We start from the raw sequence: 25,118 nt of genomic DNA on the forward strand, positions 1-25,118 counted from the left end.
TGTTCCTGGGCGTACGAGCGTTCTTCGTAAAGCATATGCATTTTCCTGTCCGTTCGCTGGTAGCTCCAGGGTCCGGGCAGTTGGACGGATTCGGGCTGTCGTACGAGACATGGCGGGTAACGGCACACAGATCGGAGTTCCGGCGGGTGCAGGGCGACTGGGGTCGTCGGCCGACCTCACGGCATTCCTCATGGCGCTATGCGGCCAGGTCGGCGCGGACTATTACATGCTCGTCGCGGTCATCAACGACACCGAGCGCAGCGATCTCCGCATCATCGCCTCGAACTGGGTCTACGACGCGGTCCAGATTGCAGGTCCGCAGCTGATCGCCGCCCTGGTCAAGTCCGAGCACACGGTTCCGCCCGGGCGCCAGCCTCGCGCAATCATCACCCACGACGCTCCGCCCCTGCCCGGAGTGCTCAGCGGCGAGGACGCCCGGCTGTTGGACGTGCTCGGCCACGGCGAAGTCTATCCGCTTCGCGTGCATGTCGGGCGCCAGAAGCTCTATGTCCTCTTCTCGACGGAGGTGCCGGGGCAGCTTGCGGCGGAAGACCTCATGCGCGCCCAGATGCGCTGCTGCTACGCCCTATCCCTGATCCCTGACCTGATTGCAGAGACCGCGCAGCAGGACCCGCTCTCCGACCGCGAGCGCGAGTGCCTTTATTGGGTTTCCGAAGGCAAGACCACCGAGGACGTGGCCCTCATCCTTGGCGTCTCGGCCAACACCGTGAACGGATACGTCACCCACGCCATGCAGAAATTCGGCGCTCCCAACCGGGCCATGGCCGTGGCAACCGCGATCAGGAGCGGGATCATCTGATGCGAGGCCAAGCGGCAGCACTCAAGACAGCGCTTCCGGCGGAAGGCAGGGCGCCCGCATCCGCAGCCCAGCGGACCGACGAAGTCAAACCGAAGATCACCATCCCTGAGGCGGTACGTCGCTGCCGCTGCATGGCTGGCGATCTCAACGCCTCCGAGTTCAGTCTCTTCACCATGAGTGTGGCGCTTGAACGTACCAGGCCAGTGCCGTGGTTCGACAGCCAGCACCCCGGCGTATCCGAAGCGACCCGGCTGATCGCGGGACCCGATGGCGAACACCTGCTGCACCATGCGCGGACATCCACCCTACCCTGCTGGTGGGACGATGTGCAGGGAAGTCTTTCACTCGAGATGCTGGCAAAGCCCGACATGGGCCGACGCCTTGATGGTTTCGCGCTGGGCCTCTCGGGCATCGCCTTTCCCGTTTTCGGCGCAGCAGGACGCGGCGGCCTGGTCGTCTTCCTCGGCCGTGAGATCGCAATCGACGAGGAGCTCTGCCTCGACATCCACACCCGCTGCTTCGCGCTGTTCGAGTCGCTGTCGAAGCTCGGCACGAATGAGTTGGACAAGATGCCGGTCGTATCGAAGCGCGAGCTCGAATGCCTGAAGCTGACGGCCAATGGCATGACCAGCGAGCAGATCGCTGCGGCCCTCAAGCTCTCGGTGCACACCGCCAACCAGTACCTCACCAACTCCACTCAGAAGCTCAACGCGGCCAACCGCGTTCATGCGGTGGCCAAGGCGCTGAAGCTCGGGTTAATAGGCTGAGCTCAGCCCTGACAGATTGGTCGGTTGGGTCCTCTTGATCCGCGCATCCTCGATCGCGCTCATCAGGAATGCGGTGTTCTTCTCGGGATCAGGGTCGGGCGCATCGAACGCCACATAGTTCACCTCTACCGAGGCCTCATCGGCCCTGAGCGTCAGGGTGAAATACACAGTGGCGCCACGGGGCCTGAGTTCGAGGTCGAGTTCGATGCTCGGCACTTCCGACCAGCCGACACGCGCCTGCCCGCCGTTTCCCAGCCGCACAGTGCGCGGCATGAAGTAGAGCTCCGCCGCCGAATCCACGAGGTCGGAGACGCACGCGAAGTGCTCCAGCCGTATGAAGGCGATGTAATCGGCGACCTCCACCATCCTCAGTTCCGCGACGATGTCGCGGATGGCATTGGCCACGATAACCTCACGGGACGACGCGTGCGACTGCCTGATCATGGGTTCTTTTTCTTTTGAGGCTGCTTGCTGTACACGATACGGACTAGTTCTGCGACGGCTTGGTAGAATTCTTGCGGTATTACGCTATCAACCGAAACTTGCTTGTACATGGAGCGTGCAAGGGCGACGTCTTCGAATATTGGGATGTTGTGCTTTGCAGCGATCTCGCGGATGCGCAACGCGACGAGATCCTGGCCCTTTGCAAGAACCACCGGGGCCGAATTCTCTTCGCGCACGTAACGCAATGCGATCGAGTAGTGCGTCGGGTTGGCGATCACGAGCGTTGCACGTGGCACCGCCGTCATCATGCGCCGACGGGCCCTGTCGCGGGCGAGCGAGCGCAGCCGCGACTTGACGATCGGATCGCCTTCCGACTGTTTCAGTTCGTCCTTGACCTCCTGGCGCGTCATGCGCAGGTCCTGCATCCAGTGGAAGCGCGACCAGACCAAGTCGACGGCGGCTATCCCGCCCATCACGAAGACCACGACTAGGAGAATGTCGATGGTCATCTCGCGGATCACCAGACCGAACGCGGCGGGCGCCGTGATCATGCCGCTAAGCAGTCTCGTGACCTCGTCGTTGAAAACCAGGAACAGAACCACCAGGACGAACACCAGCTTGCCCACGGACTTCGCGAACTCCACGAAGCCCTGGATGCCGAACAGGCGCTTCCAACCCGAACTCAGTGATATGCGCGAGAGCTGAGGGCGGATCCGCTCGCCGACGAACTGCGGCATGTTCTGGATCACTGAGGCAAGGATGCCGGCCCCCATCAGCAGCAGCACTAAGGCGACCAGCATCTTTCCGATCTCGATAAGGACGACCTGATAGAGAGTAGCGACGTCCGCTGCCGTATCTAGCGGCCAGTCCTCCGGCTTCTCGAGGAAGATCGACAGGAACATGCCCATCTCGCCCGCGCGCTCCCGGGCCATGAAGACGGCAAAAACGAGAATGGCGATGAACGAGGTGAGGATCGGCGTTTCTTTCGAGACCGGCAGCTTGCCCTTCTCGATAGTGTCGCGGATCTTCTTCTCGGTCGCTTCTTCGGTTTTGCTTTCCTTGTCGACGGACTCGGCCATGACCGATCAATCAGTTCCGCCTCAGGCCGCCGCGTTTTGCTTGGAAGGGAGTTCGAACAGGCCGTCCCGCGCCATGCGGATCGCGGTTGACGAGACCTGCCTGCGCGCCCTGGTGATCTCCACCGCCTGAATGCCTTCCACGCCCTGCGCAAGCTCCGCCTCGACCATGCGCCGTGTGCGCGCGCCGATTGCGGAAAGGACCGCTTCCACCAATTCGGCCGAAGCATTGCGCAGGCAGAGCGTGACGAGTTCGGTCGACAGACCGTCGAACAGCAAGACGCGAGCCTTCTGCGGGAGCTGCGGAACATCCTCGAAGGAGAACAGTCTGGCGCGGATGGCATCGAGGTCGCGAGCGCCGGCCTCCTGAAGGTCCTGCAGGACCTCGTCCAGCTTGTCCTTTTCGAGCTCGTTGAGCACGCTCGCCACCCGGCTCTGGCCGACCGAAATGTCCTTTGTGTTGGCCTCCCCGAGAAGGCGGTTTCGCAACTGGCTCTCCAGGATCTTCATCGCGGGGTCCGGGACATTGGCGATGGACATCATGCGCTTGACCACTTCGCCGCGCAGCGACTTCTCCATTTCCAGCAGTGTATTGGCTGCCGTGGCCGGCTCCACCTTGGAAAGGATGACGGCGCATGTCTGCGGATGCTCCCCCGAAAGGAAGCCGCCTAGCCTGGCCGGCTCGAGCTTTTCCAGTTCCGTCCAGATCGGCGGCGCCTGATTGGCGAGGCCCGCCTGACCACGGCCCATGATCGCATTGACCTCCTCCGGAGACAGCGTCTCGTTGAGCAGGTCGTCCATCTGGTCACCCGAATCGAGCTGGCCGGCGCCCACCGTGAACTCTTCTTCGAACTCGGCGACGATCCGCTCGAGCTCACTCTGCGGGATGGTCTTGAGCAGCCGCGCGCCTTCGATCAGGTTCTTCAGCTCTTCCTGCTTGAAAAACTTCAGCAGACGGCTCGCGGAAGGCTTGCCCATTGCGACGAGGATCGCCGCAGCTTTCTGCGGACGGGTCAGGTTGAGCAAATCCAAGGTCAAGCTCTCCGCATCGTCGCGCTCGAGGCACCCTGCCTCATGCAGGCCCTGCCGAGGTGATGATCTCCGTCAGCCGGATGCCGAAGCGCGACGGATCGTTCTCGAGGACGGTGATCTCGCCGCGCGCGATCTTGCGGCCGTTGACCACGACGTCGACCGGTTCACCGATGCGGCGGTCAAGGGAAACGGTGGAGCCCTTCTGCAAGGCCAGAAGCTCGGACACGGCCATCTCGGCGCTGCCAAGGACAATCTGGACCTCGACCGGGATGTTCAGGATAACCCCCGAATTGGGTGCTCCCTGCTGCGCCGCGGCCGGATGCGGGGTGGCCGGCTCATCCTTGAGCGCCCCCCGAAGCTCCTCGATCGCGCGGTTGAGCTGATCCTCGCCAGCGCCCTGGAGCGCCCCGCCGGTCTGACTCATCGAAATCCCCCTTCCAGCATTCGCATCAGCGCTCCACCAGGCCGTCGATAAGGTCCTGCCGTGCGTCGAAGCTGTTCTTCACGCGAACGGTGTAGTTCTGGCCGAGCTTGCCGAATTCACATACGAACAGAGTCTTGTGCCGGGCTGACAATTTCACTTGCGACTGCGCGCCTTCGCGCAATTCAAGGACCTGTCCGACCTGAAGGCAAGCAAGATCGGCGAGCGCCATCCGGGCGAGCGGCATGGTGGCCTGGAGCCCGATCGAGGAGCGCATGACTTCTTCGCCGAAGCGCGCGCCCCACTCCGTGTCCTTTCCATCGCCACGACTTGGCGCGGCGTCGCCGCGATGCTTGAGCAGAACGCGTTGGGGCATGAACAGCGACAGCCGCCCGATGCTCGGACCGCAGGCGACGCTCAGGTCGATCCGCGCGGCCGGCCCGTCGCGCATCACCTTTTCCGCGAGTTGCGTGCCGGCGAGGGGCGCCTGCATTGGGAAGTGGAAGTCGAAGGAGCGGGTCCCCGAACCGTTGACCGCCTTCGCCAGTTCCTGGAAGGCTATCGCCGTCACTTCCAGTTCGGTCGGAGAAAGCGAACGCTCGATCGGCTCGACCGGCAGTTCGGGATCGCCGCCGAAGAATGCCGCAACCAGGATCGCGATAGCCCTCGAGTCTGCCGTCACCACCAGCGCATCCGGCGAGCTTGGCGAGGAGATGACCGCCATCGCGCCGTTCTCCTCCCGCCCGGGGCGGGCCTCGGCCAATCGCGCCAGCTCGACGGCGTTGACGTCGATACGTACCGGCGTAGCCAGTGCGCGGTCAAAACTGTCCCGGATCGGTCCTAGGGCGCGTTCGGCAAGCGCCCGCGCGGCCAGGATGACGTGGTCCGGCTCGCCGGTGTCGCCAACGAGGCGCTCGACGATGTAGGCGCGCATCTCGGCGGGGTTGAGGGAACCTGTCATATCGGAGCTAGGCCCGGTGGCGCTCTGTCATCGTTTACGCCGCCTTCCTGGATTCGCCAAGTGAAGCATTGAGGGTGCTCTCCTCGACGGCGTCGATCGACGGCCGGTCGTAGGAGGAGATCGTCTTTCTGCCAAACTCGATCGCGACCTGCGGCAGCGAGCCGTTCATATAGGCGAGCAGCGTCTGCTTCACGATGATGTAGAGGCGGTTGTTCTTGTCCCGAACGATCTTGATCTTGGTCGCGATCGGCCCGACCACTGCATAGGACAGGAAAATCCCGAGAAAGGTGCCGACGAGCGCCGCGCCGATGAGCGCTCCGAGGATTTCCGGTGATTGGTCGAGCGCGCCCATCGCCTTCACCACACCGAGCACCGCCGCGACGATGCCCAGCGCCGGCAGGCCGTCGCCGACCTGAGAGAGAGCATGATAGGGCTTGAGCTTGTCGGAACGGATCGTCTGGATCTCCTCGTCCATCAGCGCTTCGATCTCGTGCGATCGGGCATTGCCGATGATGATCAGGCGGCAGTAATCGCAGATGAAATGCGTGAGCTCGTGGTGCTTCAGGACCGCTGGGAAGGCTTGGAAGATGGGCGACTCTTCGGGGTTGTCGATATGGGCCTCGACCTCGCTGCGGGATTTGGTGCGCAGCTCGCGCATGAGGCTGTGCAGCACGCCGAGTGTCTCGAGGTAGTCCCTCTCCTTAGGCACGGCCTGCTTGAAGGCTTCCAGCATCGCCCTGCCGGTATCCTTGACCGTGGCCATCGGGTTCGCCACCAGGAAACAGCCCACGGCAGCGCCGCCGATGATGACAAGCTCCCACGGCTGCATGAGCACCTGGATGTGCCCGCCCATCGCCATGAACCCGCCAAGTACGCAGCCGAGCGTCACCACCAGTCCGATAAGAATGCCCACGCGCAGTCCCCGCAGAGAAATTCCAGCTTCGGAGGGGTAGCTCTCCTTCCTTGTGTGAGGCTTGATTGAAGACGAAGCACAGCAGGTTTCGCTAGCAGCCGACTCGATTCAGCTTCGCGCAAGGAACTTCGCCTATCCTGCGGTAGAATCGCTCGGAGTAGGCCCGTGCTCAACACCTATTTCAACTACCAGATGATCGCCAAGGACGTCGGGAAGGCGCTGGCGCGCACCGAGAAGGAGCCTTCTGTCAAGCGCGAGACCGAATACTATCTCGCCAACATCTCGAAGGTAAAAACCATCGAGGAGTTCGTGAAGGACACCCGGCTTTTCAACTATGCCATGAAGGCCCACGGCCTGGGCGATATGAGCTATGCCAAGGCCTTCATGGTCAAGGCCATGAAGGAAGGTGTCGACGACAAGAACAGCTTCGCGAACAAGCTCACGGACAAGCGCTATCAGGAATTCGTCAAGACCTTCGACTTCAAGGCCTTTGGCGAAGCAGCGACGATCCGCACGCGTGCCCAGCAGGGCACCGTCGACATGTACATGCGTCAGACGCTTGAGGAGAATGCGGGCAAGCAGGGCGAAGGAGTGCGGCTCGCCCTCTATTTCGAGCGCAAGGCCAAGGGGCTGACGAACTTCTACCAGATCCTTGGCGATCCGGCACTGAGCCGGGTCGTCAGGACGGCTCTGGGCCTCCCGGATACCTTTGCCAGTGTGGATATCGATGCCCAGGCAAAGCTTTTCGAGAAGAAGCTCGACATCAAGGACTTCTCCGATCCGAAGAAGCTCTCGTCATTCCTGCAGCGCTTCACCAGCCTTTGGGACCTGAGCAACCCTACGCAAATGCCGCAGGGCTCTATGTCCGTCCTGTTCGCGCGACCTGCGGAATACGGGGTCTCCCCCAACCTCCTCCTCTCCATCCAGAGCATGAGGCGATAGCAGCAGCATGGTCCAATCTAGCCGGAAATCGCACTAGCATGCAGGACAGTCTCTACGTTTCCCTTTCGGCGCACGTCGCGCTCGAGAAGCGGCTGAACACTATCGCGGACAACGTCGCCAATGCCGGCACGATCGGCTTCCGCGCGACCGGTGTCCGCTTCGAGGACGTGGTCAGCGGCACCGGCCAAAGCGCCGTGTCATTCAGTTCTTCGGGCGACAACTACCTGTCGACCCAGACCGGCGCGTTGCGCGAGACCGGCAATCCGTTCGACTTCGCCATACAGGGCGACGCCTGGTTCGCCATTGAGACGCCTGCCGGTACGGTGATGACCCGTGATGGCCGCTTCACCATGCTCGACACGGGCGACCTCGTCACGCACCAGGGCTTCCCGGTCCTCGACGCCGGCGGCGCGCCGATCCAGCTCGATCCGCAGAACGGTGAGCCGGACGCGGGCGCCGACGGCTCTCTGAGGCAGAATGGACAACTGGTCGGGGCAATCGGCCTGTTCCACTTCGATCCCGGCGAGAATTTTGTGCGCTACGGCAACTCCGGTATCGTTCCGGCTGGCGATCCAGAGCCCGTGGTGGACCGCAACGACATCGGCGTCGCGCAGGGCTTTGTGGAGGAATCCAACGTCAATCCGGTGCTCGAGATGACGCGCCTCATCATGGTGCAGCGCGCCTTCGAGAACACCGCCGCAGCCATCCGCACCACCGATCGGAGCCTTGGCGAGGCCATCTCCACGCTGGGCGGGAAGTAGCGGCGCATGTTGGGCATCGTCAGGGGGGCCGTAGGCGCTTGTGCAAGACTGAGCGGAGATGCCCGCTCACTGGGTGAGGGGGTAACTTCCCTGAGCCGCGAATATCTCATCCCAGTCCGAATGGCTCCTGCAGAAAGCGGTTCGCCGCGATGACCATAGCCCTTCGCGCGGATCCCGCTCGCCACGATCAACTCGACCTGCTCGAGCGCAGTTGGCTCCGCTTTACCGACGACCGCACGCTCATCCGACATGGCGGCCGGGTGATCGAGGTATCCCCGACCCATTACCGCGTGAGCGGATTGTCTGCGGTGGCGAGGCTTGGCGACGTCGTTGAGTTGCGCGGGCATGGACCGGGAAGACGAGGCGAAATCGTCCAGATCCGCGAGCAAGACGTCGTGGTCGCTCCCTTCGACAGGACCTCGGACGCCGGCATCGACGATCTGGTTTTCGTCGACGGCCCCCTGAGCCTAACGCCGCACGCGAGTTGGCGCGGCCGCGTGATCGACGCGCTCGGACGCGCCGTCGATGGGGCCTCCGAGGTAGTCCAGGGAGATTCCCGCCTCGCCGCGCAATCCGTCCCGCCCACCGCCCTTGCCCGGCAGCGGGTCGACACCGGCTTCCGAACAGGCGTTCGCGTCATCGACATCTTCACGCCGATCTGCTTCGGCCAGCGTCTCGGCATCTTCGCAGGCTCGGGCGTCGGCAAATCAACGCTGCTCGCCATGCTTGCCTCGGCCGATGCCTTCGACACGGTCGTCGTGTCGCTAGTGGGCGAACGCGGCCGCGAAGTTCGCGAGTTCCTCGAGGACACGCTGGGCGAACGCGGCATGCGCAAGACCGTCGCCGTGGTGGCGACCAGCGACGAGAGCGCGATGATGCGGCGGCGCGCTCCGGATACCGCCATGCGCGTGGCGGAGCATTTTCGCGATCTCGGTCAGCGTGTGCTCCTAGTGCTGGATTCGATAACACGCTTCGCCCACGCCCTTCGCGAGGTCGCGATTGGGACCGGCGAACCGCCCATCTCGCGCGGCTATCCGCCCTCCGTGTTCACCGAGTTGCCAAAACTGCTCGAGCGCGCCGGGCCGGGGGCCGACGGCGCCGGCTCGATCACCGCGATCATCTCGGTTCTGGTCGACGGCGATGACCACAATGACCCGGTCTCCGACGCGGTTCGCGGCATTCTCGACGGCCACGTGGTGCTCGAGCGCGGCATCGCCGAGCAGGGGCGGTTTCCAGCCGTCAATCCGCTCTCCTCGATTTCGCGCCTGGCGCCGAAAGCCTGGAGCGACGACCAGCGCGCTTTGGTTGGCAAGCTCAAGGCCATGATCGCCCGCTTCGAGGACACCCGCGACATCAGGCTGCTCGGCGCCTACCAGGCCGGCTCCGACCCGGAACTCGACCTTGCCGTACGGCAGGTGCCGCTGATCTACGAGGCGCTCAGGCAATCTCCGGGCGACAGGCCTTCGGCCGATCCGTTCGCCGATCTCGCCAGACATCTGAAGACCAGGGAACGGCCAAATGCCTAGCCAAACTGCACCAGCGAAGGGCGATGCAACGGCCACTCGGAAGGCGTCGCACCAAAGGCGGAGCCTTGCCGGCCTGTTTCGCCGCGACAAGCCGAGCGGAACATCGCGAGCGACAAGAGCACGGCGAAGCGACCTGATCATCGCCGCGATTGGTTTGGCGCTCGGTTTCGGCTGCGCCGCCTTCCCGTGGTACATCTTCTTGCATCAGGACAAGTTCGGCATCCAGCCCCTGAGCTTCTCCGGCAATCCCAAGCAGAATGGGCCCATTCCGCTCGGGTCCGATGGAGAACTGCCGGGCATTTCGCCGAACGAGATTCCACCGATGAAGCTTGATCTGTTCGCGACAGGCACCGTTGCCCCATACGACGACGAAGACGGCGTGGCACAGGCGATCGACGATCAACCCTTCCCGGGTCCGGAGATCGACTACCGACTGGTCTATGCGGGCAATGGACGGGCCATGATCGCCGATGACAGCGGTCTTTGGGTCGTCCAGCGCGGTTCGATTCTTCCCGACAACAGCAAGGTCGCCTCGATCGAGCAGCGAGGGAAGCAGTGGGTGCTCGTGACCTCGAAAGACAAGGTGATCGAGCTCTCGACGCAGTAATTTTCCCGCACCTTCCGGTGCAACTTCCCTTCCGCTATTCTGGCAGGACGACGAGAAGGGAATTGCTCATCTGAGGAAGACGAGAATGCCGGACGAGGTCGTCAATGTCCGCTACATGGTCAATGACGTCGAGGCTGCTCTTTCCTGGTACATAGAGCATCTTGGATTCTCGCTGATGACCAAATACCCGCCCGCCTTCGCGGACGTGCGGCGTGGATCGTTGAGGCTGTTGCTGAGCGCAGCCACGAGTTCGGCCGGACGGCCGATGCCGGACGGCGAGCGTCCCGGACCCGGCGGATGGAACCGCATCCAGCTTATGGTGGAAGATCTGGCAGCGGAGGTTGCCAGGCTTCGTGCCGCCGGCCTTGCCTTCCGCAATGACATCGTCACGGGACCCGGCGGCTCACAGATCCTGCTCATGGATCCCTCGGGGAATCTCGTCGAGCTCTTCCAGCCGGCGAGGTGATCGCGCCGTCGCGGTTAGGTGAAAGCAACCGGCATGGGCCTTCTGCAATCCTGACCGCCGAGCCCACAAGCCCCGCGCAAGACTGACTGCATAGAAACGGGACGAACGCCCGGAATGCGGACAAGTCTCGACCATGCAGCCCGTCAATCTCTTCATGCTCGCCACCAGGCAGGCGGAATGGCTCTCCGCCCGGCAGACCTCCGTCGCCGGCAACATCGCCAATGCCAACACCCCGGGCTACAAGGCGGTAGACGTGGAGCCGTTCGAGAAGGTGTTGTCACGCTCGGTATCCACCCTGGCGGCGACCCACGCGACCCACTTCGGCGCCAAAGCCGGTGAGGTCTCCTTCCGGAACCGCGAAGACGACCGCACGACCGCTACGCTGCCGTCGAAAAACACGGTGGTGCTCGAGCAGGAACTGATCAAGGCCGGCGAGGTGCGGCGCTCATTCGAGATGAACACCGCCATCGTGAAGGCCTTCCACCGCATGATGCTGATGAGCGTGAAGGGCTGACACGATGGATCCGCTTTCCACTGCCCTAAAGATCGCTGCGTCCGGGCTGGCAGCCCAGTCCGACCGGCTGCGCGTCGTCTCCGAAAACCTTGCCAATGCCCAGTCGACCGGCAATACGCCCGGCGCAGACCCCTATCGGCGCAAGACGATCACCTTCGCCGCCGAGGTCGACCGCGCCACCGGCGGCACAATGGTCGACGTGATGAAGATCGACCGCGACAACTCGGACTTCCCTGTCGAGTTCATGCCCGGGCACGAGGCAGCGGACGCGAACGGCTACGTGAAGGTGCCCAACGTCAACGCCCTGATCGAAATGGCCGACATGACCGAGGCGAACCGCTCCTACGAGGCCAATCTCCAGGTCGTCAAACAGGCGCGGGACCTGATCTCAATGACAATCGATCTGATGAGGCAGCAGTCATGATCACCGGAATAGGCGCTCTCAATCCGCTGGCTCCGACCGGCGGGACCACCGAACCGGGATCCCCGGCCGGCGGCGCGACGGGCGGCGCCGGCGTCTCCTTTGCCGAGATGGTCGCCGACACCGCCGGCAAGACGGTCGACAGGCTGAAGGAGGCCGAGCATCTCTCGATGCAGGCCCTCCAGGGCAAGGGTGACATGCGCCAGGTCGTCGATGCGGTCATGAGCGCCGAGCAGTCCTTCCAGGCGGCGGTCGCCATCCGCGACAAGATCGTGACCGCCTATCTCGAAGTCAGCCGCATGGCGATCTAGGAGAACCACAGATGCGAGCCCTCTCCATCGCCGCGACCGGCATGAATGCCCAGCAGACCAATCTCGAGGTCATTGCCAACAACATCGCCAACATCAACACGACCGGCTTCAAGCGCGCGCGGGCCGAGTTCACCGATCTGCTCTACCAGGTCGACCGGATGCAGGGCGTGCCGAGCCGTGCCGATGCGAGCATCGTGCCGGAAGGCGTCAATATCGGCCTCGGCGTCAAGACGGCGGCCGTTCGCAACCTGCATGTGCAGGGCAATCTGGTCAGCACCGGCAACAAGTTCGACCTGGCGCTGACCGGGAAAGGCTGGTTCCAGATCGAAGGCGCGGACGGCGAAACCCTCTATACCCGCGCCGGGTCCTTCAACACCAATGCCACCGGGCAACTGGTTACGCTGGACGGCTACACCGTGGTGCCTGGAATCACCGTTCCGCCGGAGGCGGTGGACGTAGTGGTCAACAAGAACGGCGAGGTCTTTGCCCGCATCGAGGGGCAGATCGACCTTCAGAACCTCGGCCAGTTGGCGCTCGCAAACTTCGCGAACGAGGCCGGCCTCTCCGCTCTTGGCGACAACCTGTTCCGCGAGACGGCCGCGTCCGGACCCGCGACGGTGGGCATGCCGGGCGAGCCTGGCTTCGCGACCATCGAACAGGGCTATCTGGAGTCCTCCAACGTCGATCCGGTCAAGGAGATCACCGAACTGATCTCCGCCCAGCGCGCCTATGAGATGAACTCCAAGGTCATCCAGGCGGCGGACGAGATGGCCGCCGTGGTTTCCAAGAACATAAGGTAAGGCGATGCGGGGTCGGAGGCGAAAGCTCCTGGCGATGGCGGCAACTCTGTCAGCGGCACTCGGCTGCGCGCCGGCGCTGGCGGGGCAAGCCGTCCTCGTGCCTAACCGCGTCATCTACCCGGGCGAGACCATCGTCGCGAACGCCCTCAGGGAACTGATCCTGGCCGAAGGCAAAGTGGCGCCCGAGAACGTCGTGATCGAGCTTTCGGGCCTAGAAGGCAAGATTGCCAAGCGCACGCTGCTTCCGGGCCGCTATGTCCGGCCGAATGCATTGCGCGAAGCCTATGTCGTGGAGAAAGGCGTGGCCGTCGAAATGATCTTCGCCGCCGGCGGACTCACCATCTCGGCGACGGCGGTGACGCTTGAGCCGGGCTCTGCCGGTGACATGGTCAAGCTGCGCAACGTCGACAGCGGCAAGATCGTGTCCGGGACGGTGATGGGCGACGGAACCGTGAGGGTCGGCGGCTGATGCGCCGGATTCTCGCCTCGCTTCTCGCTTTCGCCCTGGCGGTGCCAGCGGCACTCGCCGATGACAACCGCATGGTTGTGCGCGGCGGGGGTAAGGGCGACGGCACCGACTACACCGTGCTGAGCGGCGGCCGCGACCTCGTGCCGGCGCGCATCAAGGATATCGCCCAACTCCAGAGTTCACGCGACAACCAACTCGTCGGCTACGGACTGGTGATCGGTCTTCAGGGCACGGGGGATGGCCTCCGCAACTCGCCCTTTACCGAACAGTCGATCGCCGCCATGCTTGAAAATCTCGGCATCGCCAGCGGGGGCGGCCGGTCGCGTGCAAAGAACGTTGCGGCGGTCATCGTGACGGCCAATCTTCCGCCTTTCGTGGAATCGGGCGCACGCATCGACGTGTCCGTATCCTCACTCGGGGATGCGACCTCGCTCCAGGGCGGAACCCTGGTGATGACCCCGCTCAAGGCGGCCGACGGCGAAATCTATGCGGTGGCGCAAGGTCCCGTCTTCATCTCCGGCTTCACCGCCCAGGGCCAGGCTGAGACGCTCACGCAAGGCGTGCCGACCGCGGGCCGCGTCCCCAACGGCGCCATCGTCGAACGCAGCGTTCCGGCGAACTTCGCCGATCAGGACAAGCTTTGTCTGCAGTTGCGCAACGCCGACTATTCGACCGCGGTGCGCATCGCGGATGCCATCAATGACTACTCGATGGAGCGCTTCGGCACCCGGGTCGCCAGCGAGCAGGACGCGCGTACCGTCATCATCAAGAAACCCGCCAAGATTTCGACCGCGCGGTTTTTCGCCGAACTCGAGAACCTGATCGTCGACACGGATGCGCCCGCGCGCGTCGTCGTCGACGAACGCACCGGCACGATCGTCATCGGCAACGAGGTCAAGATCTCGCGCGTCGCCGTCAGTCACGGCACGCTCACCGTGCGGATCACCGAGACCCCCACCATCGTCCAGCCCGAACCCTTTTCGAAGGGCGTGACCGCCGTGGAGCCGTCCACCGCGATCAGTGCGAGCCAGCCCGATGCGCGCGTTGCAGTGCTCGACGGTCCCGACCTGGAGATGCTGGTCGACGGCCTCAACCGTCTCGGCGTCAAGCCGGACGGCATCATTGCCATTCTTCAGGGCATCAAGTCGGCCGGCGCGCTCCAGGCCGATCTGGTGCTGCAGTAGGTGACAGAGATGACCAGCGCCTCTCGATTCCCGCTCGCCAGGACAAGGTCGGCCGCCGCACTTGGGCTGCTCATGGCGCTCGCATGCGGACCCGCCGCCACGCAGACCTTTCCGCTTTCCGGCACGGAATCGGCTTCCGAAGTGGAGAAGTTCTGTACGGGCATCGCCGACGCGGCGCGCGATCGCCGCTACTCGCTGCAGGCGATGGAACTCAAGAAGCTCAAGGACGAAGTCGACGAGAGGATCAGGCAGCTCGAACAGAAGCGCGCCGAGTACGAAGATTGGATGGAGAGGCGCGAGAAATTCCTCGAGGAAGCCCAGGAGAACGTCGTCAAGGTCTACGCATCCATGAAGGCCGACGCGGCCGCGGAGCGCCTGGCCGAAGTCAACGTCAATCTCGCGGCAGGCATCCTGATGAAGCTCGATTCCCGCAAGGCGGGAGTCATCCTCAACGAAATGGACAGCAAGGCCGCCGCGACGCTCACCGGCATAATGGCGAGCGCGGCGCGCAGGGAAGATCCCTCATGACCAGCCCCGATCAGTTCCTCCCCCCGCACGCCAGAGGGCGGATGATCGTCATCGGCAGGAGCGTGGCGGCGATCGCCGCTATCGGATTCCTGGCCGGCTGCGCCAGCTTGAACGAAGTCGGCAGGGAGCCGGCCATGACGCCTGTCGGGGCGGGTGTCGCAGTGGTGCCGGCCCCATATAGCTACGCCGAGCCGCCCGCACGCCCGGTCAAGCGCTTCTCGCTCTGGGACGACAGGCAGAGCCGGCTCTTCACCGATGCCCGCGCCATCGCCACCGGCGATATCCTGACGGTCTTCATCCGCATCAACGATCGCGCCCGCTTCAAGAACGAATCCGACCGGAGCCGCATCTCGGCGCGGTCGCTGAGCGTGGGGCTGGCCGGCGATTGGAACGGGACCAAGACCGGCACCGCGACCGCAGATGGCGCCATCGACTCCGCCACGAGGACCAATGGCGCCGGCGCCACCGAGCGCTCGGAGGACATGGTGCTGAACGTGGCGGCGGTCGTGACCGACGTGATGCCGAACGGCAATCTGCTGATCAGCGGCTCCCAGGAAGTGCGGGTCAACTACGAGCTTCGCGTGCTCACCATCGCCGGCATAGTGAGGCCCCAGGACATCGGACCGAACAATACGATCTCCTATGAACGCATCGCCGAGGCTCGCATCTCCTATGGCGGCCGGGGCCGCCTGAGCGAAGTGCAGCAGCCGGCCTGGGGCCACCAGATCGTCGATCAGGTCCTGCCCTTCTGAGCGAGGCTTTCAATGGCGATCACCGATCAAAGCGCACCGCCGCCCAGGGGCCCTTCCCTCGTCGTCCAGGGGGCGGTGCTCCTGTTGATGACCGCCGCCGCGGTCGGGGGCGGCTGGTTCGCCGGAGACTACCTCGGCAAGAACAGCGCGCCGGCGGTGGCCGAAGAAGCGACCACCAGCCAGACCCAGGCTGGCGCGCATGGTGCCGCAGGTGCGCCGGGGCAAGCAGGCGCTCATGGCCCCGCAGTTGGTCCCGTCCTGGTTCCTCTGGAGTCGATGACGACCAACCTGGCCGCGCCGACAACGGTGTGGATCAGGCTAGAGATGTCGCTGCTTCTGGAAGAGCCTCTGCCGCTGGAGCTTGTCGAGACGATCCATCAGGACCTTCTCGCCTATCTGCGCACCGTCAAGCTGCACCAGATCGAGGGCGCGAGCGGCTACCAGCACTTGAAGGAAGACCTTGAGGAGCGCGCGCGCATCCGCAGCGACGGCAAGGTGAAGCAGATCCTGGTACGCACGCTGTTGTTCGAATGAAACGCTTCCTTACCACCCTGGTCCTGCTTGCCGCCGCGACAGGAGCCGCCCACGCGCAGCAGCTCGACCTGGGACCCCTGTCCCGGGCCGACGGCACCACGATCGGCTACATCATCCAGATGTTCGGGCTCATCACGGTCTTGTCCGTGGCGCCGGGCCTGCTCATCATGGTCACCAGCTTCACCCGCTTCGTGATCGCCTTCTCGATCCTACGCGCCGGCATGGGCCTGCAGACCACGCCGGCAAACCTCATCCTGATCAGCCTGTCGCTGTTCATGACCTTCTATGTCATGGCCCCGACCTTCGATCAGGCCTGGACCAACGGCGTGCGGCCACTGATGAACAACGAGATCGATGAGACGGTCGCCCTCGAGCGAATCTCGACGCCGTTCCGCGACTTCATGGTCCGCAACGTCCGCGACAAGGATTTCGACCTCTTCGCGGATCTGGCGCGCGAGCGCGGCCAGACGGTATCGGTCGAGGACCCGGACCTGCGCGTCATCATCCCGGCCTTCATGATCTCGGAGATCCGGCGCGGCTTCGAGATTGGCTTCCTGATCGTGCTGCCATTCCTGGTCATCGACCTCATCGTCGCGACCATCACCATGGCGATGGGCATGATGATGCTGCCGCCTACCGTCATCTCGCTGCCCTTCAAGCTGCTGTTCTTCGTGCTCATCGACGGCTGGAACCTGCTCGTCGGCAGCCTCGTGCGGTCTTTTACCTGAGTTCGCTGCCCGACTGAAAATTACCGCCCAAGAGCATCCGCCCCGCAAACCCGCCGGGCGGATATTTTTATCGCGTTAACCATGCCGGTTAGGTCTTTCGTAGGATTCGAAGCCTAAGTCTGAACCTGCATGGCGGGCTGAACTTTCAAGACAACGTTCAAGGCATGATGCCGCCCCGTCATACCGGTCTCGCCCGGTATGTTCCTAGAAAGTACGAATTCAAAAGGAACAGGACTGATGTCCAGTCTTCTCACCAACGCCTCTGCGATGACGGCGCTGCAGACGCTTTCGAACACCAACAAGAACCTTGCCACTACCCAGAACCGCATCGCGACCGGCCTGAAGGTTTCGACCGCTTCGGACAATGCCGCCTATTGGTCAATCTCGACCGGCATGAAGGCGCAGAACGCCGTCAACCAGGCGGTCAAGGAATCGCTGGGCTTCGGCTCCGCCGTCGTCGACGTTGCCTACACCGGCCTCGAAGAGGCGATCAAACTCGGCGAGAAGATCCTTGCCAAGCTGGTGTCCAACGAGCAGGGCGGCATCGATACTGGGGCTACCGACAAGGAAATCACCGCGCTCACGGACCAGATCGCGCAGATCGCCCTCTCGGCCGACTTCGAGGGCCAGAACCTGTTGAAGACCGGTGGTGCCGCCCTGGATGTACTCGCCGGCTACGTCAAGGATTCGGGTACGGTTGACAAGATCACCGTGGCCGCCTACGACCTCGAAGCCGCGGCCTTCACCGATATCGCGACCGCCGAGGCGACGCTCAAGACCATGCGTGAAAACGCCGCCGATTTCGGCGCAGCCAAGATCCGCATCGACTCGCAGCTCGAATTCACCTCGAAGCTGATGGACGCCGTCGACCGCGGCGTTGGCGCACTCGTGGACGCCGACATGGAAGCAGAGTCGGCACGCCTTTCGGCTCTGCAGGTCCAGCAGCAGCTCGGCATCCAGGCGCTCTCGATCGCCAACGGGAGCGCGCAGGGCGTCCTGTCGCTCTTCCGCTAAGCGGCACACAAGACTCTTATCGATCGGGCCGCCCTCGGGCGGCCCGATTTCATTTTCGCACAAGCTTGAACGGCTAGCCTGGCATCGGAATGTCTTGGAGCCGTGATCCGTGCCGGAGCAAATCCAGAAAATCGTCGACAACCTGCAGAGTTTCGGGCCGCGCCGACTCGCCATAATGGGCGGCGTGGCAGCGCTCATCCTGTTGGTTTTGGGCACCGCCTCGTTCTACCTGAACCGCCCCGCCTACGAGACGCTCTATGTCGGCCTGGAGCGGAGCGACGTGAACCAGATCGGCCTCGTGCTGAGCGAAGCCGGCATCGGCTTCGACGTCGCCTCCGACGGCACCACCGTGCTCGTCCCGGCCGGCAAGACGGCGGCGGCGCGCATGCTTTTGGCCGAGAAGGGCCTGCCCACCAGCGCCAATGCCGGCTACGAGCTCTTCGACAATGTCGGCTCGCTCGGCCTCACCTCCTTCATGCAGCAGGTGACGCGCGTCAGGGCGCTCGAGGGCGAAATCGCCCGCACCATCCAGTCGATCAACGGGATCAAGGCGGCGCGCGTGCACCTCGTCCTGTCCGAGCGGGCAAGCTTCCGCCGCGACGAACAGCAGCCTTCCGCCTCGGTCGTGATCCGCGCCGGCGAACTGGATGCCGCCAAGAGCGCAAGCGCGATCCGCTACCTCGTCGCAGCCGCGGTCCCCGGCCTTGGCGTCGAGAAGGTAACGGTCCTCGACGCAAGCGGCACGCTGCTCGCCGCCGGTGACGATCCTGCGAATTCGACCGTCAGCCGCTCCCTCGGCGTGGAGCGCAACGTCGAGATGCAGGTCGAGGACAATATCCGCCGCGCGCTGACCCCATATCTCGGGCCGGAGAACTTCCGAGCCAGCGTGAAGGCGGACGTCAATACCGACATGCGCCAGTCGGAAGAGATGATCTTCGATCCGGAATCGCGCGTCGAGCGCTCCGTCCAGGTCGTTCGCTCCAACGAGAACTCCAGCCAGCAGTCGTCGGCAACGCCAACCTCGGTCGACCAGAACCTGCCGGAAACGCAGACACAGACGACACAGGGCCCCCAGTCTTCCGAGCAGGCCGAGCGTAAGGAAGAAACGACCAACTACGAGATCAACTCCAAGCGCATCCAGACCACCAGCAACGGCTACACGCTGACGAAGCTGTCGATCGCAGTGGTGGTGAACCAGCAGCGCCTGGCCGCCATTCTCGGCAAGGATGCCACGCCGGAGCAGATTGCCCAGCGCATCGAGGAGATTCAGAAGGTGGTCGCCTCGGCCGCTGGTCTCGATTACACGCGCGGCGATCGGCTGAACGTCTCGGCGGTAGAGTTCATCGACGGGCTCGACGGGACCGAGATCGCCACCCCCGGGATCGTGGATAGCATCGGGCAGCATGCCGGCACCATGATCAACGCGGCGGCCTTCGTGCTGGTGGCCTTCCTGCTGGCCTTCTTCGGGCTGCGCCCGATGATCGCTTCGATGCAGAAGCCTGCCGATGTGCCAGCGCTGGCCGGGCCGTCCTTCGAGGAGGTCCAGCAGTCGCTGCCGAACCCGAACTTCGCCGGCCTGGCGAACGCTGCGCTGCCGGGCATGCCCGATGGATCGCAGATCGACGACCTGCGCCAGAAGTTCAAGCCGGCGCCCCAGGAGCGGCTGGCCCGCATGGTCGATCTCAACGAGGAGCGCACCGCAACCATCCTGCGCAAGTGGGCGCATCCGGAACTGGCTAGCTGATGGCCGCCCTCAGGCTCATAGACGCGCTCCCCGACTTCGGAGCGCCCTCGCCGTCGGAGGGAGTGCATGACGCCGCGCCGGGCCCGGCCGTACCCAACGCTCTCGCGCCGTCCGGCCCGTCTACGGACGAACTCATACGTGCCGCGGTAGAACGGGCCGAGCAGGAAGTCGCTATGCGCCTGTCGGTCGAACACGAGGCCACGCTGCTCGCCGAGCGTCAGCGGCATGAAGCGGAGATCGCTCAGATGCAGGCGACGCTGGGCGAGCAGGCCGGCGTAACGATATCCGCCCGGCTAGACGAGCTTGGTCGCGAGGCGAGCCAGCATGCTTCCGCGGCAGTCGCTCGTATCCTGAGCGGCGTCCTCAGCGAAAACCTCCTGGAGCGCTCGGTCGAAGCCCTGGGCCGCTCCGTCGCCGCTGCCATCCAGGACTCCGAGGCGATCCGCGTCGAAGTGCGGGCACCGCAATTCCTGTTTGAAGCGCTGAGCAAAGCCTTGGCCGGCCGGGCTGCCAATCTTCATCACATCGAATCGGAAGGGTTCGATCTCTCAGTTTCCCTTGATGGAACGGTCATGGAAACGAGGCTGTCCGAATGGTCGGCCACATTGTCCAGGATCCTTGAATGAGCGCCGACACCCCCCACGAGATCGTCATCGTCCGACGCGCGCACGGCGATCACGACGACGGCCATCATGGTGGCGTCTGGAAGATCGCCTTCGCCGATTTCATGACGGCGATGATGTGCTTTTTCCTCGTGATGTGGCTGATCAACGCTTCGAACGAGGAAACCAAGGCAGCGGTCGCCAGCTACTTCAATCCGGTCAAGCTGACCGATCGGACCGCCAGCCGCAAGAGCCTCGAGGAGATCGGCCAGGGTCCCGAGCAGGGTATGGATGCGCAGGAGCCGCAGCCAAAGGGCGGCGAGTCCGAGGCGGGTCCTTCCTCGTATGAGGGCACCGTCGAGAGTTCCGAGATCAAGAAGGAAGCCGACGAGCAGCTCTTTGCCGACCCCTATGCCGTTCTCGCCGAGATCGCCTCGGACACGGGCATCAGGCAAAACATCAGCGAACAGGGAGACGGTGGCGCGCAGCTTGCCGGGCCGGCGACGGGCGCCTCGGGCGGCGAGGCCTATCGCGATCCTTTCGCCCCCGACTTCTGGTCGCAGCAGGTGGCCCTGCCCAACGATGCCGAGGCGAGCGCCGAACCGCAGCGGACCGCACACACCGGTGACGGCGGAGACCTCGATGCCAAAGGTGAGGTCGAAGCCAAGCGCGACGCGGCCTCCGTCAGCGCCGAGTTCGAAGCGACGATGAAGGCGTTGGAGAAGCCCGAAGCGGAGCAGCACCCGGTCAAGGCGCCCGATGAGGGTGCCCCCTCCCCCGAAGCCAAGGAGGCCGCGGATCAGATCCGGCGCGAGCTCGCTGAAGCTTTGCTGCCCGGCGACAAGATGAAGGACGGAATCTCGGTCGTGGCGACGGACAAGGGCGTCCAGGTATCGGTGACCGACCAACTGCAGTTCGGGATGTTCGAGATCGGATCGGCGGTGCCACGGCGCGAGTTGGTGCTTGCGATGGACAAGGTCGGCCACGCGATCGCGAAACAGAAGGGCACGGTAACCATCAGCGGCCATACAGATGCGCGACCCTATAGGGGAGAGGCGTATGACAATTGGCGGCTCTCTACCGCCCGCGCCCATTCGGCTCAGTACATGCTTGTGCGAGGGGGCCTCGATGAGGGACGTATCAAAGAGGTCGCCGGCTTCGCCGATCGCAAACCGAAGGATTCCTCAGATCCGCTCGCTGCCGTGAATCGGCGCATCGAGATCCTGCTCGAGATCGGCGGATGAGTTTGCCGTCACGCACTGCTGCGCTACTGCTTTCCGCGTGCCTGGCCGGCAGCATCGTGGGCCCTGCCCGCTCCGAGGGACGGGCCCCTGAACTGCAGCCCTACCAGATGGTCCGCTCGTTGCAGCACGTCCAGGATCGCGTAGCCGCAGGCGATCACGCCGCCCTGCCCATCCAGCGGCGACTGCTCGAACTGGTCGACAAGCGCCTGCGCACCGCGACCGCCGCGGAATTGATGCAGCCGGCCAACCTGCAGTCGATGCTCGTCTATGCAATGAGCGGCGGAAATCCCGACACGTTGAAGTCAATCCTGATGAGGCTGCACCTCGGCCAGAAGGACAGCCTGATTGCTGCGGCGATCCTCGGCTACCTGAATGGAGCGACGCGCAACGCGGCCGCCGCGCTGAAGACGATTGAGCCTATGCAGGAGGCTCGGGAGACCGGCGCATTCCTCGCCCTTCTGAAGGGCTCGCTGGTATCGCTTGAAGATCCCCGGAGCGCGCTGAAGCTCATGGACCAGGCCCGCCTTCTTGCCCCCGGCACCCTCGTAGAGGAGGCGGCGCTGCGAAGGTCGGTGGGTCTCGCCGCCACCATCGACGATCCCGACCGCTTCATCCTGGCATCGAAACAATACGCAATCGCCTATATCCGCTCGCCCTATGCGAGCCAGTTCGCCGATTCAGTCGTGTCGGGCGTGATCAAGCTCTACCCTAAGCTCGATATGGCGGCGCTCGACGGCGTGACCGCTCTGATGCGTTCCGAACAGCGCAAGGTGATCTACCTGCGCATCGCCAGGCGGGCGGCGATCGAGGGTCTGGTCGAACTTGCCAACCTTGCGGCCGAAAGAGCCAGAAAGCTCGAGGAAGCCGATCAGACGGGACAGGACCCGCGTCTTCTACTCTACACCGCCCTAACCGACGTCACGGCGGAATCGGGCGAGGCGCTCCGCTCGAAGCTCGCCGGGATCGACCAATCGAGCCTGTCTGCCGGCGATCGGAAGCTGATGGATGCCGTATTGGCAGTGGCAGACCAGATTTCCGGGAGTCCTGCGGCACCAGTTGCCGGACACTCCCGAGTCCGGCGCATGGAAGCCGCGAGCGATGATGGACCCGGGGCGGCTGCCGGGGAAACGCCTGATGCCGCCGACGAAGCCGAGTTGATTCCAGAGACGCCGGAAGTTGTTGAAGCGTTTGAGAAGAAGAGCGCCGAGACGCGGCGTTCGCATCCTGAGAGCGATCGAACCGGGGCTCCACCAGTCCAGAAGGTCAAGGCCGCATCTGCGGCCCCCACTGTCCAACAGCGGCGGGAAACTCCCGATCTCATCGACGACGCTGTCCTAGACGGACGACGGAGACTCGTCGAAATCGACGAACTGCTCGCCGGAGCCGCAAAGTGAAAACACCTCAGCTCCCCAGTTTTGCATCAATGCCGGGAACGAGCCGGCAACCGAGCACCTCAACCTCCAGCAGTCATGGCGATGAATTTCGCCGCCTTGTCCGCAACGAGGATGCAGCAGGCCACCGCGACATTCGCTCGCCCATAGATGTGGGGCACTCACGCACGCCGGGCCACTCGACATCTGCGATCGAGGTCGAAGACCCTGATGCAGCTTCGCCGGACCGCGACGACGGCGAGGAAGGCGAATCCGAGGGCCAGGACGATACTGCTCAGTTCTCGGCAATCGCCGCGCTTATCATCGAGTCGCGGCAGTCCCATCGGCAGTGGTCCAATACGACCGGCAACAGCAAAGCTGAGGGCCGCACTGGCGAGGCCGGGCAGTCGCATCAAACGAATGAGTCGATGAGTAGCACATCGCGCGTGGCAAAGGGTGCCGATGATGTCGGCCTCCTTACCGGAAACCACTCTGATGCAGCGATTACTCGCCAAAATAGGCCCAGCTCAGCGAGTGCTGTGAACGCGACCGTGGCTGGCGAGTCAGCTCAGGCTCACGCCATCGACGGCTCTGACGCGCCATCGAGTTCGAATCCACTGGCTCCGGAGCAGATACGAGGTTCATTAGGCGCCCAGCAGGTGTCCGCGCAAGGGAACATGCGGAGACCAAACGATGGCACGCTCGGTCCGGCGGGCCTCGCGGCCGCTCACCAGGCTCTTCTCGAGGACAGCGGTGGCACAGATACGTCGCTCGAGCCCCGGCTCCACGGACCTCTTTCCAACTCCCGCGGCAACGATGGCGTCGCTGGCGTGCCGGTAGACGAAGAGAGCGGGGCGACAGTTGGAGGCAAAGGTGCTCGGCCAGACATTCCGCGGGCCGGTGCCGCACTTTCCGCAGAAATCACACTGGCCGCGGCAAAGTATGGCGTGAAGACAGCCGAACGGAATGCAGCGCAGGCTGAACCTGCCGCCGTCATACTGCCGCGTGCGGAACTTCTGGCCCAAGAAAGGCCCGCTTCAACCCTGACACCCGCTGGCACGGTTGCTTCCGCAATGGGCTCGGAGCCGAGTTGGCGCCCTGCAGCTGTGGCGGCAATGTCACAGACACTATCCCAAGTCACTCAGACTGGCCCTGCCACCCTGCAGGTGCAACTCACACCCCATGATTTGGGAGTGGTCACGGCCCGCTTGATCCTGTCCGGCGGACAACTCGAAGTCGAGATCGAGGCCTCGAGCCCCGCCGCACACGAACATCTGAAGGGCGAGGAACACGTCATCGAAAAGGCGATTCGAAGCCTCGGCTACGAGGTCAGTCAGATAAGAATTACTCAATCTCTCGTTGTATCCGCGCCTGTTGGTAAAGACGACTCCGCACTCCCGGGTTCAGCCACGTCAACGAGAGACCAGGCTTCCGGCAACGCCATGTCGTCGGGCAGCGAAGGGCGGTCGAGTGGTCATCATGGAGGACGGAATGATGGCGAACGCTCGGGCGGCTTTGGGGATCGTGCGCCGCGCGATGCTGATCGCAGTCGCCGCGGCATCTATATCTAGCGTTGCCGGCGGCTCGGCTGCCGCGGCAGGCAATGCCTGCGAGCCGGAGATCTTGAAAGCTGCTGACAGGTATGGAGTTCCCGCCGGAATTCTCTACGCCGTCGGCCTCACCGAGACCGGGAAGAAGGGCAGCCTTCAGCCGAACGCGCTGAATATCGAAGGAAGAGCCGTATTTCCTTCCAGCCGGCGCCTGGCGATCCTGGAGGTGGAGAAGGCGCGAGCGGAAGGCGCCAAGCTGATCGATCTCGGCTGCATGCAGATCAACCATCACTATCATCGCCAGCACTTTGCGAGCCTCGAGGAGATGCTCGACCCGCGCAGGAATGTCGACTATGCGGCGCGCTTCCTGGCCAGCCTGCACACGAGGCATGAGACCTGGTCGATGGCGGTGGCGCGCTATCATGCCGGGCCGGACAACGACCCGGCCCAGAAGCGCTATGTATGCCGCGTCATCGCCAACATGGTAGCGACTGGCTTCGGCAAGTGGACCCCGAACGCCAGCGCCTTCTGCAATCCTGGGTAGCAGGTCGATAATGCTGATCGGGCATATCGCGGGCCCTCTTTTCGCCCGCGATTCGGGCAATCGGTTAGTCCTC

At 63.8% G+C, this 25,118-nt stretch carries 30 protein-coding genes; 24 read left to right on the forward strand and 6 right to left on the reverse strand.

The genetic code is table 11. The features are described 5' to 3' along the window. The first annotated feature begins 109 nt into the window (after positions 1–109). Complete coding sequence (locus HUI96_RS17000; RefSeq protein ID WP_188255877.1) at positions 110–820, forward strand: helix-turn-helix transcriptional regulator; 711 nt, start codon at positions 110–112, stop codon at positions 818–820. Further along, positions 820–1,587 (forward strand): helix-turn-helix transcriptional regulator, encoded by a 768-nt coding sequence (locus HUI96_RS17005; protein WP_237684183.1) that lies wholly within the window; start codon positions 820–822, stop codon positions 1,585–1,587. The genes HUI96_RS17000 and HUI96_RS17005 overlap by 1 nt, the downstream gene beginning before the upstream one ends. Here the strand turns inward: HUI96_RS17005 and HUI96_RS17010 are convergent. Genes HUI96_RS17010 through motA form a run of 6 tightly spaced genes read right to left on the reverse strand, consistent with a single transcriptional unit; the run spans position 1,576 to position 6,434 of the window. Beyond that, positions 1,576–2,031 carry a hypothetical protein gene (locus tag HUI96_RS17010; RefSeq protein WP_188255878.1) on the reverse strand — a complete coding sequence of 152 codons (456 nt, stop codon included), beginning with the start codon at positions 2,029–2,031 and terminating at the stop codon, positions 1,576–1,578. The two genes, HUI96_RS17005 and HUI96_RS17010, sit on opposite strands and share 12 nt — an antisense overlap. After that, positions 2,028–3,110, reverse strand: a complete 1,083-nt coding sequence (gene flhB / locus HUI96_RS17015; protein WP_188255879.1) for a flagellar biosynthesis protein FlhB — start codon at positions 3,108–3,110, stop codon at positions 2,028–2,030. Before flhB ends, HUI96_RS17010 begins: the two co-directional genes overlap by 4 nt. A gap of 21 nt (positions 3,111–3,131) precedes the next feature. Continuing rightward, positions 3,132–4,145, reverse strand: coding sequence for a FliG C-terminal domain-containing protein (locus HUI96_RS17020; RefSeq protein WP_425299228.1), 1,014 nt, complete (start codon positions 4,143–4,145; stop codon positions 3,132–3,134). Between the two features lie 34 nt (positions 4,146–4,179). Continuing rightward, on the reverse strand, positions 4,180–4,563 hold the full coding sequence (gene fliN / locus HUI96_RS17025) for a flagellar motor switch protein FliN (RefSeq protein ID WP_188255881.1): 384 nt from the start codon (positions 4,561–4,563) through the stop codon (positions 4,180–4,182). 25 nt (positions 4,564–4,588) lie between these two features. Then, positions 4,589–5,521, reverse strand: a complete 933-nt coding sequence (locus HUI96_RS17030; RefSeq protein ID WP_188255882.1) for a FliM/FliN family flagellar motor switch protein — start codon at positions 5,519–5,521, stop codon at positions 4,589–4,591. Between the two features lie 34 nt (positions 5,522–5,555). Beyond that, positions 5,556–6,434: a flagellar motor stator protein MotA gene (gene motA, locus HUI96_RS17035; RefSeq protein ID WP_188255883.1), complete on the reverse strand. Its 879-nt coding sequence runs from the start codon at positions 6,432–6,434 to the stop codon at positions 5,556–5,558. 165 nt (positions 6,435–6,599) lie between these two features. On the opposite strand from motA, the gene HUI96_RS17040 reads away from it, so the two are divergent. The 22 genes from HUI96_RS17040 to HUI96_RS17145 all read left to right on the forward strand — a co-directional run bounded on the left by HUI96_RS17040 (position 6,600) and on the right by HUI96_RS17145 (position 25,045). Next, on the forward strand, positions 6,600–7,376 hold the full coding sequence (locus HUI96_RS17040) for a DUF1217 domain-containing protein (protein ID WP_188255884.1): 777 nt from the start codon (positions 6,600–6,602) through the stop codon (positions 7,374–7,376). A gap of 38 nt (positions 7,377–7,414) precedes the next feature. Then, the gene (gene flgF / locus HUI96_RS17045; protein WP_188255885.1) at positions 7,415–8,137 is read left to right on the forward strand and encodes a flagellar basal-body rod protein FlgF; all 723 of its coding nucleotides are present in this window, start codon (positions 7,415–7,417) and stop codon (positions 8,135–8,137) included. 149 nt (positions 8,138–8,286) lie between these two features. Next, positions 8,287–9,663, forward strand: a complete 1,377-nt coding sequence (fliI, locus tag HUI96_RS17050) for a flagellar protein export ATPase FliI (RefSeq protein ID WP_188255886.1) — start codon at positions 8,287–8,289, stop codon at positions 9,661–9,663. Continuing rightward, positions 9,656–10,270 (forward strand): hypothetical protein, encoded by a 615-nt coding sequence (locus HUI96_RS17055; RefSeq protein ID WP_188255887.1) that lies wholly within the window; start codon positions 9,656–9,658, stop codon positions 10,268–10,270. The genes fliI and HUI96_RS17055 overlap by 8 nt, the downstream gene beginning before the upstream one ends. An 85-nt stretch (positions 10,271–10,355) precedes the next feature. Further along, positions 10,356–10,736, forward strand: a complete 381-nt coding sequence (locus HUI96_RS17060; RefSeq protein ID WP_188255888.1) for a VOC family protein — start codon at positions 10,356–10,358, stop codon at positions 10,734–10,736. A 133-nt stretch (positions 10,737–10,869) separates the two neighbouring features. Then, entirely contained in the window at positions 10,870–11,250 is a 381-nt protein-coding gene (gene flgB / locus HUI96_RS17065; protein ID WP_188255889.1) for a flagellar basal body rod protein FlgB, read from the forward strand. Between the two features lie 4 nt (positions 11,251–11,254). After that, on the forward strand, positions 11,255–11,674 hold the full coding sequence (flgC, locus tag HUI96_RS17070; RefSeq protein ID WP_188255890.1) for a flagellar basal body rod protein FlgC: 420 nt from the start codon (positions 11,255–11,257) through the stop codon (positions 11,672–11,674). Beyond that, positions 11,671–11,982, forward strand: coding sequence for a flagellar hook-basal body complex protein FliE (locus HUI96_RS17075; protein WP_188255891.1), 312 nt, complete (start codon positions 11,671–11,673; stop codon positions 11,980–11,982). The genes flgC and HUI96_RS17075 overlap by 4 nt, the downstream gene beginning before the upstream one ends. A gap of 11 nt (positions 11,983–11,993) precedes the next feature. Then, the gene (gene flgG, locus HUI96_RS17080; RefSeq protein WP_188255892.1) at positions 11,994–12,782 is read left to right on the forward strand and encodes a flagellar basal-body rod protein FlgG; all 789 of its coding nucleotides are present in this window, start codon (positions 11,994–11,996) and stop codon (positions 12,780–12,782) included. 34 nt (positions 12,783–12,816) lie between these two features. After that, on the forward strand, positions 12,817–13,251 hold the full coding sequence (gene flgA / locus HUI96_RS17085; protein ID WP_237684184.1) for a flagellar basal body P-ring formation chaperone FlgA: 435 nt from the start codon (positions 12,817–12,819) through the stop codon (positions 13,249–13,251). Continuing rightward, positions 13,251–14,435 (forward strand): flagellar basal body P-ring protein FlgI, encoded by a 1,185-nt coding sequence (locus HUI96_RS17090; protein WP_188255894.1) that lies wholly within the window; start codon positions 13,251–13,253, stop codon positions 14,433–14,435. Before flgA ends, HUI96_RS17090 begins: the two co-directional genes overlap by 1 nt. 9 nt (positions 14,436–14,444) lie before the next feature. Beyond that, positions 14,445–14,963, forward strand: a complete 519-nt coding sequence (locus HUI96_RS17095) for a MotE family protein (protein ID WP_188255895.1) — start codon at positions 14,445–14,447, stop codon at positions 14,961–14,963. A gap of 50 nt (positions 14,964–15,013) precedes the next feature. Next, on the forward strand, positions 15,014–15,715 hold the full coding sequence (gene flgH / locus HUI96_RS17100; RefSeq protein ID WP_425299234.1) for a flagellar basal body L-ring protein FlgH: 702 nt from the start codon (positions 15,014–15,016) through the stop codon (positions 15,713–15,715). A 12-nt stretch (positions 15,716–15,727) separates the two neighbouring features. Next, positions 15,728–16,249, forward strand: a complete 522-nt coding sequence (locus HUI96_RS17105) for a flagellar basal body-associated FliL family protein (RefSeq protein WP_188255896.1) — start codon at positions 15,728–15,730, stop codon at positions 16,247–16,249. Next, positions 16,246–16,977 carry a flagellar type III secretion system pore protein FliP gene (gene fliP, locus HUI96_RS17110; protein ID WP_188255897.1) on the forward strand — a complete coding sequence of 244 codons (732 nt, stop codon included), beginning with the start codon at positions 16,246–16,248 and terminating at the stop codon, positions 16,975–16,977. Before HUI96_RS17105 ends, fliP begins: the two co-directional genes overlap by 4 nt. 237 nt (positions 16,978–17,214) lie before the next feature. Continuing rightward, positions 17,215–17,991, forward strand: coding sequence for a flagellin (locus HUI96_RS17115; protein ID WP_188255898.1), 777 nt, complete (start codon positions 17,215–17,217; stop codon positions 17,989–17,991). 109 nt (positions 17,992–18,100) lie between these two features. Further along, a complete protein-coding gene (gene fliF, locus HUI96_RS17120) occupies positions 18,101–19,735 on the forward strand; it encodes a flagellar basal-body MS-ring/collar protein FliF (protein WP_188255899.1) in 1,635 nt (544 codons plus the stop codon). Then, complete coding sequence (locus HUI96_RS17125; protein WP_188255900.1) at positions 19,735–20,361, forward strand: hypothetical protein; 627 nt, start codon at positions 19,735–19,737, stop codon at positions 20,359–20,361. The genes fliF and HUI96_RS17125 overlap by 1 nt, the downstream gene beginning before the upstream one ends. Continuing rightward, entirely contained in the window at positions 20,358–21,581 is a 1,224-nt protein-coding gene (locus HUI96_RS17130) for a MotB family protein (RefSeq protein WP_188255901.1), read from the forward strand. Before HUI96_RS17125 ends, HUI96_RS17130 begins: the two co-directional genes overlap by 4 nt. After that, on the forward strand, positions 21,578–22,975 hold the full coding sequence (locus HUI96_RS17135) for a chemotaxis protein MotC (RefSeq protein ID WP_188255902.1): 1,398 nt from the start codon (positions 21,578–21,580) through the stop codon (positions 22,973–22,975). Before HUI96_RS17130 ends, HUI96_RS17135 begins: the two co-directional genes overlap by 4 nt. After that, positions 22,972–24,522 (forward strand): flagellar hook-length control protein FliK, encoded by a 1,551-nt coding sequence (locus tag HUI96_RS30070; protein WP_188255903.1) that lies wholly within the window; start codon positions 22,972–22,974, stop codon positions 24,520–24,522. The genes HUI96_RS17135 and HUI96_RS30070 overlap by 4 nt, the downstream gene beginning before the upstream one ends. Then, positions 24,446–25,045: a transglycosylase SLT domain-containing protein gene (locus HUI96_RS17145; RefSeq protein ID WP_188256113.1), complete on the forward strand. Its 600-nt coding sequence runs from the start codon at positions 24,446–24,448 to the stop codon at positions 25,043–25,045. Before HUI96_RS30070 ends, HUI96_RS17145 begins: the two co-directional genes overlap by 77 nt. The last annotated feature ends 73 nt before the right edge of the window (positions 25,046–25,118 follow it).

Origin of the sequence: Pseudaminobacter soli (ex Zhang et al. 2022), assembly GCF_014595955.1 — a bacterium.
GTDB classification, from domain to species: Bacteria; Pseudomonadota; Alphaproteobacteria; order Rhizobiales; family Rhizobiaceae; genus Kumtagia; species Kumtagia pseudosoli.